The following is a 13,342-nucleotide window of genomic DNA, read 5'->3' as shown; positions in this document are numbered from 1 at the left end:
CTCACTGCGAGGAGATCTTTCGTGCTGACCACAGCCTTCACCGACACCTTCGGAGTTCGTCACCCCATCGTGCAGGGCGGAATGCAGTGGGTCGGCCGCGCCGAACTGGTCGCCGCTGTCGCAAATGCCGGCGCGCTCGGCATGATCACCGCACTCACCCAGCCCACACCCGAAGACCTCGCGAAGGAGATCGCTCGTACCCGCGAGCTCACCGACCAGCCGTTCGGCGTCAATCTCACGATCCTGCCGTCGATCACGCCGCCGCCGTACGACGAGTACCGCCGCGTCATCATCGATTCGGGGATCAAGATCGTCGAAACGGCGGGTTCCAATCCCGCGCCGCACCTGCCCGACTTCCACGCCGCTGGGGTCAAGGTGCTGCACAAGTGCACCAGTGTCCGGCACGCCGTCAAGGCACAGGACGCCGGAGTCGACGGAATCAGCATCGACGGATTCGAATGCGCCGGACATCCCGGTGAGGACGACATTCCGGGCCTCGTGCTCATCGCCGCCGCAGCAGAACGGATCACCATCCCGATGATCGCTTCGGGTGGCTTCGGTGACGGCCGCGGCCTCGTCGCCGCACTCGCGCTCGGCGCCGACGGCATCAACATGGGCACCCGCTTCATGTGCACCGTCGAATCGCCCATCCACCAGAAGATCAAGGAAGCGATCGTCGAGGCGAAGGAAACCGACACCGAGTTGATCTTCCGTCCGCTGCGCAACACCGCGCGCGTGGCGAGCAACAGCGTCAGCCGCGAGGTGGTGGAGATCTTGGGCCGTGGTGGGCAGTTTCCCGATGTGCAGGAGTTGGTCGCGGGTGCGCGTGGTCGTCTCGTGTACGAGAACGGCGACCCGGAAGCCGGTATCTGGACTGTCGGCACCGTTCAAGGCATCATCCACGACATCCCCACGGCGGGTGAGCTCGTCGAGCGCATCGTCGCCGACGCGGAAGCCCTGATCGCCGAGCGCCTTGCGGGTCTGATCGACCGCGTGAGCGCCTGACACAGGCCAGTTCGAGGAGAATTCATGAAGCGAACCCACTTCGAGAGTGATCACGAGGCATACCGGGAGACGGTGCGAGAGTTCTATGCCCGCGAGGTCGAACCGAACTACGAACGCTGGGAAGAAGAACGGCTCATCGACCGGTCCGTGTACCTGGCGGCCGGCAAGACCGGGATCCTGGGCCTCGGAGTCCCCGAGGAATTCGGCGGATCCGGTGTCACCGACTACCGGTTCCGGCAGATCGTCCAGGAGGAGACGGCCCGCACGAACACCACGTCGTTCGGTGCGACTCTCGCGCTGCAGGACGACATCGTCATCCCGTACCTGCTGCATCTGGGCACAGAGGAGCAGAAGGCCCGCTGGCTGCCACGTATGGCAGCGGGCGAGATCATCGGCGCCATCGCGATGACCGAACCGGGTGCCGGCTCCGACCTTCAGGGCGTCAAGACCACGGCGGTGCGCGACGGCGACGACTGGATCATCAACGGGCAGAAGACCTTCATCACCAACGGTATTCACTCGGACCTGGTGATCGTGGTGTGCCGGACCGATCCGAGTGCCGGGTCGAAGGGGTTCTCGCTCATCGTGGTCGAGCGCGACACCCCCGGCTTCAGCCGCGGACGCAAACTCCACAAGGTCGGTCTCGCCGCGCAGGACACCGCCGAGTTGGTGTTCGAGGATGCTCGCGTACCCGCCGAAAACCTGCTCGGCACCGAAGGGCGCGGCTTCATCCATCTCATGGAGAACTTGCCGCTCGAGCGGATCGGCATTGCCGTCAGCGCCATCGCGTCGGCGCGTGCGGCCTACGAGTGGACCAAGCAGTACGTGTTCGAGCGCAAGGCGTTCGGAAAGCCGATCGGCGATCTGCAGAACACCCGATTCGTGCTTGCCGAGATGCTCACGGAGATCGAGGTGACCGAGTCGCACGTCGACCGGTGTGTTCTCGCGCTCAACGCCGGTGAACTCACCGCGGTCGATGCGTCGAAGGCCAAGTGGTGGGCCAGCGAACTGCAGAAACGTGTCGTGGACCGGGGTGTGCAGCTGCACGGCGGCTACGGCTTCATGATGGAGTACGCGATCGGCCGCGCCTACGTGGACGCCCGGATCCAGACCATCTACGGCGGCACCACCGAGGTCATGAAGGAGATCATCGGCCGGGACATCGCCGCCGAGTTCCGGTGACGAGTCCACCCGGTCGGGCTACCTGAGCGTCGTTCCTGTGGTGATCAACCGATCGGTGGATGTCGGTGGCGTCTGCGCAAATCTAGCGTCACACGCATGGACAACACGACCGGACTTCGCACCGAGATCGCCGGGCGCGGACGATTTCTCGCTCCGGATTTCGCCCGTGGACTGATGCTGGCGCTGATCGCCGTCGCGAATGTGCAGATATACCTGCACGGCCGCCCATATGGCTTGCGCCAACACATCATCACAGACAACGTCGTCGATCAGATCGTCACCGGAGTGCTGGGCGCGACGGTCGAGTTCCGTGCCTACCCGCTGTTCGCGGCCCTGTTCGGGTACGGAATCGTGGAGATGATCCGTCGCCGGCGAGCCCGTGGTGTGGCCGAGGGCGAGATTCGTCGGGCGTTGCGACGCCGATCCGTCGGCCTGATCCTGTTCGGTGCGGTGCATGCCGTGCTCGCGTTCTCCGGGGACATCCTCGGTTGGTACGGGTTGCTCGCGCTGCTGCTGGTGCCACTGCTCCGTCTGAGCGACCGCGCGCTCCTCGTGCTTGCGTTCTCGTGGCTCGCCGTGGCGGGGACGGTGCAAGCGGTGATCTTCGCCGATGCGACGCCGAGCGCCGAGCGCAGCTTCTTCTGGTCGTACGGCGTGCCGGATATGCTGCAGGCCGCGGGGCTGAGGGTGCTCGAATGGGTGATGGGACCGTTCGGGATGGCGGCGGTCGTCACGGCGATGCTGGTCGGCATCTGGGCCGGGCGGCACCGGGTCATGGAACTCCCGGAACGTCATCGTCGTTTGTTGATGTGGACGGCCTGGGTCGGGATCGGTGTGGGTATCGCCGGGGGAATCGGCCCCGGACTCGTCGGCGCACAGGTGTGGATGCCGGGAACTCCGGCGCTCGTCGCGCTGTCCTGGGTGCACGTGGTGACCGGAGTGTTCTGCGGGCTGGGTTACGCGGCGGTCGTCGCCCTGGTCGCGGCCCGGTTGGCGGCTTCTGGCCGCGATCGTCATCGGAGTGTGCGGGCCTTGCAGTCGGCCGGGCAGAAGTCGTTGTCGTGCTATCTGGCGCAGTCGGTGGTGTTCGCGGCGTTGCTGCCGGCAGCGACCGTCGGGCTGGGCGACCGGATCGGCCCCACCTGTGCCGTAGCTCTGGCCCTGCTGACCTGGGCGGCAACCGTGATCGCAGCCGCTGTGTGGTCCGATCGCATCGGACCGGCGGAAGCCGTGCTGAAGCGGTTCATCCGTGGCCGGGCCGCATCGACGGGTGTGAGAATCGGGGCATGACGGTGGAGGCAGGGGAATCGCGGCACATCAGCCGGACCGACTGGATCTGGCTGGTGTTGCCGTACGCCCTGCTCCTGGTGGTTCCCGCGTACGCCGGACCGGCAGGGGAGATCGACGCGGCGGACGCGCTCCGGGTGCTGGTCGCCAGTCTGGTGCTGGCCGGATGGCACACCTACTGGACGGTCGCTCACCGCCATTGGCTCGAACGCGCGGTGGCGCCGATGGCGGTGTATTACGTCGGCTTGGTGGCGCTGTGTACCGTCTTGCTCCAGGTATCCGCCAGCTACCTGGCCTTGTATCTGGCCACCTACGGTATGGCGTTCGTGGCGCTTCCGGGCGTCTGGGCGTACGCCGGTTTGGTGGTGGCTACGGCGGTCCCCGCGGGGTTCGCCATGGCAGGCGGTGAGACGCCGAACCCGGCGATCACCGTCGGGGGTATGGCGCTGGCCGCGGCCATCGGATGGAGCATCCGAAGGCTGGAGGCGGAGACGGTGGCGCGCAGGGCCGCGCTGTCGGAGCTCGCCCGCGCGCATGACGGCCTGGAACGGGCGCTGGCCGAGAACCTCGAGCTGCAGGACCGGCTGGTCGCCGGGGCGCGTGAGTCCGGAGTGCTCGCCGAACGTTCGCGGATCGCCGCCGAGATCCACGACACGCTCGCGGCCGCCTTGGCGGGAATTGTCAGCCAGCTCGAAGCCGCTGACGCACAAGCATCCAGGGACGATCCGATGCGTGCACGAGTTCGGGTCGGCATGGAGCTTGCCCGGGACGGGTTGCGGGAGGCGCGTCGATCGATTGCGGCGTTGCGGCCGACGGTGCTCGACAATCGCGGGCTGCCCGCCGCGCTGACCGCCCTCGCCGAGGAGAACGAGCGAACCGGGGGAATCCGTACCCGGGTGCACGTCGTCGGTGCACCACTTCCGCTGGCGGACGTGGTAGAGGACACGCTGGTCCGGATTGCCCGGGAGTCGCTCACCAATGTCCGACGGCACGCGAGCGCTGAAGAAGTGCACTTGACCCTTACGTACCTCGGTGATTCGGTGGCCCTCGACGTCGCCGACAACGGTTCCGGGTTCGAACCGGAGTCGCAGGAAACGCGCGGGCACGGTGTTGCGCTCATGGTCGAACGAGCAGCGGTGCAGGGTGGAAAGCTGGATCTGCAGTCGGTGCCGGGTGGCGGAACCACTGTCACAGCAACGGTTCCCATCGGAGACGCAGTGGAGGGAGGCCCCGGTGCGTGAGCCGATCCGGGTACTGCTGGTCGACGACCACCCAGTGGTGCGCGACGGTTTGCGGGGCCAATTGCAGATCGCCGACGACATCGTCGTCGCTGCCGAGGCAGGCTCGGGCGAAGAGGCCTCGGCAATGCTGCGGCGCCATCCGGTGGATGTCGTGGTGACGGACCTGCGGATGCCCGGCGGCGACGGGATCGACCTCATCGCCCGGATACGCACCGAGTATCCGCACGTCGAGGTGCTTGTCCTGACGACCTACGACGGCCGGGTCGATGTGGTGTCGGCCCTGACTGCGGGGGCCCGCAGTTACCTGCTCAAGGACTCCGAACGCAGCCGGTTGTTCGAGGCGATCCGCGCGACCGCGGCCGGCCGGCGCATATTGTCTCCGTCGGTGCAACAGCAGTGGCATGCAGGCTCCGGAACGGACTCCGTGCTCAGTGGCCGCGAACACGACGTGCTTGCGCTCGTGGCGGAGGGGTACACCAACGCGCAGATCGGTGCTGCGCTGTTCGTGGGTGAGGCGACTGTCAAGACTCATCTTCAGCACGTCTACAGCAAGTTGGGTGTACGCGACCGTGCCGCGGCAGTGGCGACCGCGCATCGTCGACGGCTGTTGTGAACCGAGGTCGACCGTATTCTTTCGCCGAGACGCCCAGGATCGACCGCCGTCGTTTGTTCGGCCAGCCCACGCGTCAGTCGCCCATTGATTTCGACCTCGGGGCGGAAACTGGCGGGCCGTGCCGCAGTCTATTGCGTTGCGCCGAGCAATCGGGGAATGTGGGTACGAAAATTACATTCTACGAAAGGGAGAACATGGCACTCACCGCCCTGCTGGAGCTCGAATTCAAGGCCGACTCGCTCGACCAGGCGAAGAAGGTCATGACGCGAGTCCTCGACGAGACCCGGGCGTTCGACGGCTGCGTCGGCATCGAGATCCTCGTGGACCAGAAGAACGAGGCACGGTGGGTCGTCGTCGAGAAGTGGCAGTCGCGCGAGCACGACACCGCGTACCGGAAGTTCCGTGCGGGTGACGGCGCGATCACCGATCTCGGGCCGCTGCTCGCCGGCGCACCCAAGCTGACCCAATACAGCGCCCTCTGAGCATCGAATACGCTCTGAGCATCGAAAGTCAACTGCGTGGGCATCCGACTACTCGTGCATACAGGAGACTCGAGGCATGCCCTTCCGCTACGACGAGATCACACCCCTACGCAGGCGGTGGTTTCGGCAACTGCCGATTCTGAACCGGATCGCGTTCGTCCTGCCGGTGCTCGCCGGCTGTGTCGCTCTGATCGTTCTCGTCGGCGCAGCCGCGCCGATCGGCAGCTACATCGCGGTCGTCGTCGCACTTGCAGGGGTCATGGTTTCACAGCGGTACCCGTGGGCCGGGCTACTCCTGATCCTTGCGGGAGTGGTCGTCGACGCGGTCTTCTGGAACCCGCTGGTGATCTGGACCATGGCGGTGTTCACGGTGTTCGGAATGGCGCTGCGCGGCGCATCCGTGCTCGCGGCGGGCATCCTCGCCGGTGTGGTTGCCTTCGGTGCCTCCGTCTATGCCGCGGATGCCGACTGGTTCGAGCCGGCGGCGGTCGCGGGGTTCTGTGCTTCGGTCACTGCGGCGGCAGTAGGCAACGCAATCCGCAACCGAGACAGGTACTGGACGGAGCAGGAGGAGCGTGCCCGCGATGCCATCGCAGCCCGAGAAGGCGAAACGCAGCGCCGTGTCGCGGAGGAACGCATTCGGATCGCTCGGGACCTTCATGACATCGTGGGTCACGAAGTCGCGGTGATCAGCATCAACCTCGGTGTGGCCGAGGTGAATCTCCCGCCTGGATCGGACCAGTCCCGGAAGGCGATCGAAGCGGCTCGGGCGGGGGTACACGCTGTGTTGAGTGAGACGCAGAGCATCTTGAATGTTCTTCGCGAGCGGGCCGACGATGGTTCCGACAGCAACGGTGTTCCCGGCGTCGGGCAGTTGCCTGCGCTGGTCGAGTCGTTCCGGTCGATCGGCGTGGAAGTGGATGCCCGGTTCGAGATGAACTCGGTGGATCTTGATCCGGCGGCGGATGTCGCGGTGTATCGAGTGCTGCAGGAGGCATTGACCAATGCACAGCGGCACGGCTCCGGCGACGCCCGGGTACGGATCTCCTCCACCGAGGCGGAGATACTGATCGAGGTGAGTAACGAGGTGCGCACGGTCGCGTCTCCGAATGAGGAGGGCGGTGGTCTCGGCTTGATCGGAATGCGTGAACGAGTCACGTCCGTCGGCGGGTCTCTCGAGGTGATCGATGCCGACGGCGTTTTCACCGTGCGGGCACGTGTGCCGGCAACGGGGGTGTGAGACCGATGATCCGGGTGCTGATCGTGGACGACCAGGACGTGATCCGTGTGGGTTTGCGGACGATACTCGAGTCGGTGCAAGAGATCGACGTTGTGGGCGAGGTTGCGGACGGCGGCGCCGCCGTCGAGGTCGTGCGGTCGACTGCCGTCGATGTGGTCTTGATGGACATCCGGATGCCCGGTGTCGATGGAGTGGAGGCAACTCGCCGCATTCGGACGTTCGCATCGTCGGATACCGTCAAGATCGTCGTCCTGACCACGTTCGATCAGGATGCCACGGTGTTGTCCGCACTGGAGGCGGGTGCGAACGGATTTCTCAGCAAGGCAGTGGGGCCCGCCGAATTGATCGCGGGTATCGAGGATGTGGCGGCCGGTGGTGGCGTCCTGTCGTCCAGGGCAGCGGCATCGGTGATCGAGACTCTCGTCGACAGACCTCGGCGGGTGATCGACCCCGAGCTGGCGGATCTGTTCGGAACATTGACACCGCGGGAGCACGACGTGGTGATCGAGGCGGCGATGGGGAAGAGCAATGCGGAGATCGCATCCGCGATGTTCGTTTCGCCCTATACCGTGAAGACGCACGCGAACCGGGCCATGACGAAGGTCGGCGCCCGGGATCGCGCCCAGCTGATCGCGTTCGCCTACCAATGCGGACTCGTCACCTGACACCGTCGCGCGTACTTCATCCGCAGTACACCGAGCGATTCGATCGAACGACGACACGCGTGTCTCATCCCTGAACACTGGAGAAGTCCTCAGCGCGCGAACAACCTGCGCGCCAACATCTCTGATAGTTCAGGAGAAAACATGCCACTCGTACTGGCGTGGATCGGGCGCTTCAGCGCCCGCCACCGACTGCTCGTCATCTTCGCGTGGCTTCTCGCTTTGTTCGCCTTGACCGGTGTTCTGGCCGGAGCAGGCTCGTCCGACGAGGACGCTGCGGCGTCGATGCCGGATACACGCGCCGCATCCGCGATGGCGGTCGTGTCCGAGAAGTTCCCGGAATCCGGTACTTCCAGCGCCGGACCTGACACCCTGCAATTGGTGCTCCAGGAGGTGGACGGATCGCCGGTGACCGATCCGCGAGTGCTCGGTGACATCGACACAGTCCTCGACTCGGCTGCCGGCGTAGCAGGTGTCTCCTCGGTCAGCGACCCGTTCGACGCGCAGGACCGCTATATCTCGACCGACGGAACAACCGTGGTCTCGACCGTGACTTTCGATCCGATGACCGAAGATCAGTTGGTTGCAGCCTACGACGGAATGCTGGCGGTGGCGGACAGTGCACCGAGCACGCTCACCGTCGAGGTGGGCGGTCAGTTGTTCGAACCACCCGTATCGGTCGGCGGCGCCGGCGAGGTCGCCGGGGTCCTGGTCGCCTTCGTGGTGCTCTTCCTGACCTTCGGTTCTCTGCTTGCGGCCGGCGCGAACATGCTTGTCGCACTCAGCGGGGTTGCAGTCGGGTCGGTCGGCATTCTCGCCTACGGCGCGATCAGCCCGATCGAACCTACCACCATCACGTTGGCCACGATGCTCGGCTTGGCGGTCGGCATCGACTACAGCCTGTTCATCTTGACGCGATTCCGCACCGAACTGCGCGCCGGGCACGATGTGGACTCGGCCGTCGCCCGGGCCGTCGGGACCGCCGGAACAGCCGTCGTCTTCGCCGGGCTGACCGTGATCATCGCGCTGGCGGGATTGAGTGTGGTGGGAATCGGCTTCATCACCGACATGGGTATGGCCGGAGCCTTCGGTGTCCTGGTCGCGGTGCTGATGGCGATGACTCTGCTGCCGGTGTTGATGAAGACGCTCGGCACACGAGCGCTGCCCCGCAAACACCGCACCGCGGTGTGGCCCCCAGCGCTACCGGGCAAGAGCGGCCGGCAGTCGCGCATCGACAGGATGTACAGCGCATGGGTCGGTTTCCTGGTGCGCCGTCCGCTCCTCTCGATCATCGCCGGTGTCGGGATTCTTCTCGTCGTCGCTGCTCCCATGCTGGGAATGAAGACGGCGCAGAGCGTACCCGGCGGGTTGGATTCGGCGTCCACGCAGCGGCACGCCTACGACCTGATCGTCGACGAATTCGGCGGCGTGCAGAGCCCGTTGCTGGTCGTCGCCGAAGGAGCGGCAGTGTCGGCCGATCTGCAGACCGTGCAGACGACTCTCGCGGTGCTCGACGGGGTGCAGAGCGTCGACATGGGTGCGATGAGCGCTGATGGAAAGACTGCACTGTTCAATGTCGTACCCATCGGCGGTCCGATCGACGACAGCACCAAAGACCTTGTGCACGACATTCGTGAGCAGGCCGATGCGACTCCCGGTGTTCATCTGGAGGTGACCGGCGAGACGGCGATGGGTGTCGACTCTGATGCCCAGTTGCATCAGGCGTTGATCAAGTACCTCATCGTGATCGTGGCACTCTCGTTCGTGTTGTTGATCGTCATGTTCCGATCGTTGCTCGTTCCGCTCGTGGCGACAGTCGGCTTCCTGCTGTCGGTGGGCGCCGCATTCGGTGGCAGTGTCGCGGTGTTCCAGTGGGGATGGCTCGACTCGATTATCCCTGCACCACAAGGGGATCCGATGCTGAGCATCCTTCCGATCATTCTGGTCGGCGTGCTGTTCGGGTTGGCTATGGACTACCAGGTGTTTCTGGTGTCGCGGATCCAGGAAATGCATTCGCGGGGTATGTCTCCGAGCGCTGCGGTCGTGTCCGGTTTCAGAACCTCGGCGCCGGTGCTCGTCTCGGCTGCAGCGATCATGGTGTTCGTGTTCGCGGGATTCGCCACCAGCACGATGGCGGTAGCGGCATCGATCGCATTCGGGCTGGTGGTCGGGGTCCTCGCCGATGCCTTCATCGTACGGTTGATCCTCATGCCGGCAGTACTTGCGCTGCTGGGTGAGAGCGCATGGTGGGTGCCGAAATGGCTCGACCGGATCATCCCCGATCTCGACGTCGAAGGTCACGCACTCGACCGGGACGCCGACGATCGGATCAAGGATGCTCCGGAAGGAACCGTGTTGGTGATGCGCTGACCTACGCGGCCGGGCTGGTTCCGGCGATGCGGCCAGGAAGAAACTATCGGGCCGCATCGCCGGGATGTTTCTAGAGCGACAGACGGCGGCGGGACTCGGCGTATTCCGTGGTCAGTCGCGCAACCACGTCGGCCGCAGAACCGATGGATTTGATCGCGCCCACGCCCTGGCCGGCACCCCACACGTCGCGCCACGCCTTGGTGCTGTCGTCCGAGCCGAAGCTCATCGCTGACGGATCCGATTCGGCGAGGTGATCCGGGTCGAGGCCCGCGGCCTCGATGCTGCCGCGCAGGTAGTTGCCGTGCACGCCCGTGAACAGGTTCGAGTAGACGATATCCGAAGCGGTGGAGTCCACGAGCATCTGCTTGTAGCCGTCCACGGCGTTCGCTTCGTCGGTGGCGATGAACACCGACCCGGCGTACGCGAGGTCGGCCCCGGCCGCCTGCGCCGCGAGGATCGCGTTGCCGTGTGCGATGGAACCCGACAGCAGAAGGGGGCCGTCGAACCAGGCGCGAATCTCCTGGAGCAGGGCGAACGGCGACTGGATACCGGCGTGCCCGCCCGCACCTGCGGCGACCGCGATCAGCCCGTCTGCGCCCTTCTCGATCGCTTTCCGCGCGAAGCGATTGTCGATGACGTCGTGTAACACGATGCCGCCGTACGAGTGCACGGCGTCGTAGACGTCGGTGCGCGCACCGAGCGAAGTGATGACGATCGGCACCTCGAATTCGACGACGGTCGCGAGATCCTGTTCGAGGCGGTCGTTGGATCGGTGCACGATCAGATTCACCGCATACGGAGCCGACGGTGCATCCGGATTGTTCGCGTCGTGTTTGGCGAGCTCCTCGGTGATCCGGATGAGCCACTCGCGCAGCTGCGACTGGGGTCGCGCGTTCAACGACGGAAACGACCCGACGATGCCCGCGGTGCACTGTGCGATGACCAGATCTGGGTTGGAGACGATGAACATCGGTGACGCCACGAGCGGCAGGCGCAGCCGGTCTTGCAGAACGGGTGGCAGACTCACAAGCTCTCCCTCACAGGTTCGGGCCCCAAATGTGCTGAGCGTAGAACCATCGGGTGACAGACCGGAAATCGTGGTGCTCCGACGCCGGCCTCCGCGCGACCCGCGCCGGAAGTTAAGGTGAACGTCGGGGTGCCGTGTTCTGTGCACGTCACTGATACGTCGAGCGTGGAGGTAATCGAGCATGTTGGAACTGATCGGCATGATCATCGTGGTCGGGTGCGTAGCCGTCGTCACTGTCTGCTGCCTGCTGCTGCTCGTCACATCGACCATCGCCCCGCACTTCCTCCTGGCTTCGGACAAGAAGAACGCCGAGGTCGAGCGGAACACGCCCGCCCGCGTCTGACCGCCCGCCGGAAGGCCTGGCCTCCTAGAAGCGTGAGCGCCTACCCCCAGCCCAGCTGGTGGAGGCGCTCCTCTTCGATTCCGAAGTAGTGCGCGATTTCGTGCACGACCGTCACCGCAACTTCGTGCACCACGTCGTCATCGGTGCTGCAGATATCGAGAATCGCGTCGCGGTAGATCGTGATCGTGTCGGGTAGCGAACCGGCGTAATGGCTGTCGCGTTCGGTCAGCGCGATCCCCTGGTAGAGGCCCAGCAGGTCCGGCTCGTCCTCGTGCCGCGGCTCGACAAGCACCACCACGTTGTCGATCGCCCGTGTGAGTGGCGCGGGAATCTCGTCGAGCGCATCCGAGACGAGTCCCTCGAAACGCTCGTCGCTCATCTCCACCATCGGTCAGGACCCCGGCAGGGGAGCAGCCCCGGGGAGCGGGGTGGGAAGCGACCGGCCCTCAGGTTGTGCCGGCGGCGGTACGGGTGGCTGGCCGTCGATGAGGATGTCTCCCGTCGCGCTGCCCGTGATCGACGCGAACCCGCCACCCTCGACCTGTTTACCGACCGAGCAATTGACCTTGCGACTGCCTGCCAGCCAGCTGTCGAAGTTCACGTTGTCCCAGAACAGCGTCAGTGTCTTGTTCCGCAAGCCCTCCGGGTCGCCCAGGTACTCGTTCACCCGCTCCGTGCAGGTCTGCTCGAGGTAGGCGTCCTGGTCTTCGACGCTCGGCAGTCCACCGGGGAAGTTCTCGGACAGGTCCACTGTCGCGACCACTTCGAAGGCATGCGGCTTCGAGCATTCGACGGGATCGGCCGGGACCCCGTTGTTGATGCCGATGCACAGGCCGACGTCCCACGCGCGGGACTGGTCCTGGCCGGCGACCCTGCCCTCGATCGGCAGCAGGTTGCCGGTGGTCGACGAGAACTGCAGTCCGCAACGCAGCGTGCGTTCCCCGGCAGCCCAACCGGCCTCGCCGGGGTTGATCAGTCCGACGCTGAACTTGCCGTGCGGATCGAAGCGACCACCCAGGTAGTCCATCGCCGCGGGCGCGCACTGCTCGTCGCGGAGCTCCGTGAACCGCATGACCGACGGGAAACGTGACCCCGGTCCCCACTCGGCGCCGGGGAACACGCTCAGGTCGATGTCTTGGACCACCTCGAACAGGTGCGTCTGTTCGCAGTCCACCTGCGCGAGGTCGCTCGCATCGAGCTCCGTCCAGCTCAGGCAGTCTCCGCTGGTGGAGGTACCGAACGCGTCACCGGCGACGGCTCCGGTCGACGGTGACGCACCGTTGGTATTTCCGTCGGTGGTCTCGGCGCCCTCGAAGCCCGCGACGACGAACGTTGCGATCGCAGCGAGGATCGCACCCGCAGCTACGAACACCAACGCACGCCGAGTCAGCTTTGCTGACGGCGGACGCCGTACCGGCTTCTTCTTCTTGTCTTCGGCCATCACCTCCCATCATGCCCTGGCGCGGTCCGTCCGGGTAACGTCGGTTCATGGCCGACGACCGGATCGATCCGCGCATCCAGGAGATCGCGCAGCGTTGCTTCGACGCCGCGCGCGCAGGCGACAGCGAGACCTTGGCGACATACATCGAGGCCGGTGTGCCCGCGAACCTGACGAACGGAGCCGGCGACACCCTCGTCATGCTCGCCTCCTACCGTGGAAACGCTGCTGCCGTGCGTGTCCTCATCGACCACGGCGCGGACGTGAACCGTGCGAACGACCGCGGCCAGACCCCACTCGCGGGCGCAGTCTTCAAAGGCGAAGAAGAGATCGTGCGGATGCTCACGGAGGCGGGCGCAGACCCACTGGGCGGGCACCCCACCGCGGTGGACGCGGCGCAGATGTTCGGGCGCGAGGACTACCTGAAGCTCTGGCAAAGGTAGGCTTCACCT

The 13,342-nt window shown here is 65.5% G+C and carries 14 protein-coding genes; 11 read left to right on the top strand and 3 right to left on the bottom strand.

Annotated elements, in window-relative coordinates; genetic code table 11:
• The first annotated feature begins 21 nt into the window (after positions 1-21).
• The 9 genes from ACZI8W_RS19615 to ACZI8W_RS19575 all read left to right on the top strand — a co-directional run bounded on the left by ACZI8W_RS19615 (position 22) and on the right by ACZI8W_RS19575 (position 10,082).
• Positions 22-1,005, top strand: a complete 984-nt coding sequence (locus ACZI8W_RS19615) for an NAD(P)H-dependent flavin oxidoreductase (protein WP_463370175.1) — start codon at positions 22-24, stop codon at positions 1,003-1,005.
• A gap of 24 nt (positions 1,006-1,029) precedes the next feature.
• Positions 1,030-2,187 (top strand): acyl-CoA dehydrogenase family protein, encoded by a 1,158-nt coding sequence (locus ACZI8W_RS19610; RefSeq protein ID WP_463370174.1) that lies wholly within the window; start codon positions 1,030-1,032, stop codon positions 2,185-2,187.
• Positions 2,188-2,283: 96 nt separating this feature from the next.
• Entirely contained in the window at positions 2,284-3,477 is a 1,194-nt protein-coding gene (locus tag ACZI8W_RS19605) for a DUF418 domain-containing protein (RefSeq protein WP_463370173.1), read from the top strand.
• On the top strand, positions 3,474-4,715 hold the full coding sequence (locus ACZI8W_RS19600) for a sensor histidine kinase (protein WP_463370172.1): 1,242 nt from the start codon (positions 3,474-3,476) through the stop codon (positions 4,713-4,715). The genes ACZI8W_RS19605 and ACZI8W_RS19600 overlap by 4 nt, the downstream gene beginning before the upstream one ends.
• Positions 4,708-5,328 (top strand): response regulator, encoded by a 621-nt coding sequence (locus ACZI8W_RS19595; RefSeq protein ID WP_463370171.1) that lies wholly within the window; start codon positions 4,708-4,710, stop codon positions 5,326-5,328. Before ACZI8W_RS19600 ends, ACZI8W_RS19595 begins: the two co-directional genes overlap by 8 nt.
• Before the next feature lie 194 nt (positions 5,329-5,522).
• Entirely contained in the window at positions 5,523-5,810 is a 288-nt protein-coding gene (locus ACZI8W_RS19590) for a putative quinol monooxygenase (RefSeq protein WP_463370170.1), read from the top strand.
• Between the two features lie 76 nt (positions 5,811-5,886).
• Positions 5,887-7,050, top strand: coding sequence for a sensor histidine kinase (locus ACZI8W_RS19585; RefSeq protein ID WP_463370169.1), 1,164 nt, complete (start codon positions 5,887-5,889; stop codon positions 7,048-7,050).
• A gap of 5 nt (positions 7,051-7,055) precedes the next feature.
• Complete coding sequence (locus tag ACZI8W_RS19580) at positions 7,056-7,715, top strand: response regulator transcription factor (protein ID WP_463370168.1); 660 nt, start codon at positions 7,056-7,058, stop codon at positions 7,713-7,715.
• Between the two features lie 141 nt (positions 7,716-7,856).
• Positions 7,857-10,082 (top strand): MMPL family transporter, encoded by a 2,226-nt coding sequence (locus ACZI8W_RS19575; protein WP_463370167.1) that lies wholly within the window; start codon positions 7,857-7,859, stop codon positions 10,080-10,082.
• A gap of 70 nt (positions 10,083-10,152) precedes the next feature.
• Here the strand turns inward: ACZI8W_RS19575 and ACZI8W_RS19570 are convergent, their stop codons facing one another.
• On the bottom strand, positions 10,153-11,109 hold the full coding sequence (locus tag ACZI8W_RS19570) for an NAD(P)H-dependent flavin oxidoreductase (protein WP_463370166.1): 957 nt from the start codon (positions 11,107-11,109) through the stop codon (positions 10,153-10,155).
• 181 nt (positions 11,110-11,290) lie between these two features.
• Between ACZI8W_RS19570 and ACZI8W_RS19565 the strand changes: the two genes are divergently transcribed.
• Positions 11,291-11,452: a hypothetical protein gene (locus ACZI8W_RS19565; RefSeq protein WP_463370165.1), complete on the top strand. Its 162-nt coding sequence runs from the start codon at positions 11,291-11,293 to the stop codon at positions 11,450-11,452.
• Between the two features lie 40 nt (positions 11,453-11,492).
• Here ACZI8W_RS19565 and ACZI8W_RS19560 read toward each other — a convergent pair whose 3' ends face one another.
• The gene (locus tag ACZI8W_RS19560; RefSeq protein ID WP_463370164.1) at positions 11,493-11,831 is read right to left on the bottom strand and encodes a metallopeptidase family protein; all 339 of its coding nucleotides are present in this window, start codon (positions 11,829-11,831) and stop codon (positions 11,493-11,495) included.
• Between the two features lie 12 nt (positions 11,832-11,843).
• On the bottom strand, positions 11,844-12,893 hold the full coding sequence (locus ACZI8W_RS19555; protein ID WP_463370163.1) for a septum formation family protein: 1,050 nt from the start codon (positions 12,891-12,893) through the stop codon (positions 11,844-11,846).
• 47 nt (positions 12,894-12,940) lie between these two features.
• Between ACZI8W_RS19555 and ACZI8W_RS19550 the strand changes: the two genes are divergently transcribed.
• Positions 12,941-13,333 carry an ankyrin repeat domain-containing protein gene (locus ACZI8W_RS19550; protein WP_463370162.1) on the top strand — a complete coding sequence of 131 codons (393 nt, stop codon included), beginning with the start codon at positions 12,941-12,943 and terminating at the stop codon, positions 13,331-13,333.
• Positions 13,334-13,342 lie beyond the last annotated feature (9 nt).

This window comes from Rhodococcus ruitaii, assembly GCF_055230935.1.
The sequence above is the reverse complement of the archived record's forward strand: the minus strand, read 5'-3'. Positions and strand labels throughout refer to the sequence as shown.

Coding starts and splice junctions, on each gene's coding strand:
- ACZI8W_RS19555 (WP_463370163.1), bottom strand. CDS start 12,893: ATGGCCGAAGACAAGAAGAAGAAGCCGGTACGGCGTCCGCCGTCAGCA.
- ACZI8W_RS19560 (WP_463370164.1), bottom strand. CDS start 11,831: ATGAGCGACGAGCGTTTCGAGGGACTCGTCTCGGATGCGCTCGACGAG.
- ACZI8W_RS19565 (WP_463370165.1), top strand. CDS start 11,291: ATGTTGGAACTGATCGGCATGATCATCGTGGTCGGGTGCGTAGCCGTC.
- ACZI8W_RS19590 (WP_463370170.1), top strand. CDS start 5,523: ATGGCACTCACCGCCCTGCTGGAGCTCGAATTCAAGGCCGACTCGCTC.
- ACZI8W_RS19605 (WP_463370173.1), top strand. CDS start 2,284: ATGGACAACACGACCGGACTTCGCACCGAGATCGCCGGGCGCGGACGA.
- ACZI8W_RS19610 (WP_463370174.1), top strand. CDS start 1,030: ATGAAGCGAACCCACTTCGAGAGTGATCACGAGGCATACCGGGAGACG.
- ACZI8W_RS19580 (WP_463370168.1), top strand. CDS start 7,056: ATGATCCGGGTGCTGATCGTGGACGACCAGGACGTGATCCGTGTGGGT.
- ACZI8W_RS19600 (WP_463370172.1), top strand. CDS start 3,474: ATGACGGTGGAGGCAGGGGAATCGCGGCACATCAGCCGGACCGACTGG.
- ACZI8W_RS19575 (WP_463370167.1), top strand. CDS start 7,857: ATGCCACTCGTACTGGCGTGGATCGGGCGCTTCAGCGCCCGCCACCGA.
- ACZI8W_RS19585 (WP_463370169.1), top strand. CDS start 5,887: ATGCCCTTCCGCTACGACGAGATCACACCCCTACGCAGGCGGTGGTTT.
- ACZI8W_RS19550 (WP_463370162.1), top strand. CDS start 12,941: ATGGCCGACGACCGGATCGATCCGCGCATCCAGGAGATCGCGCAGCGT.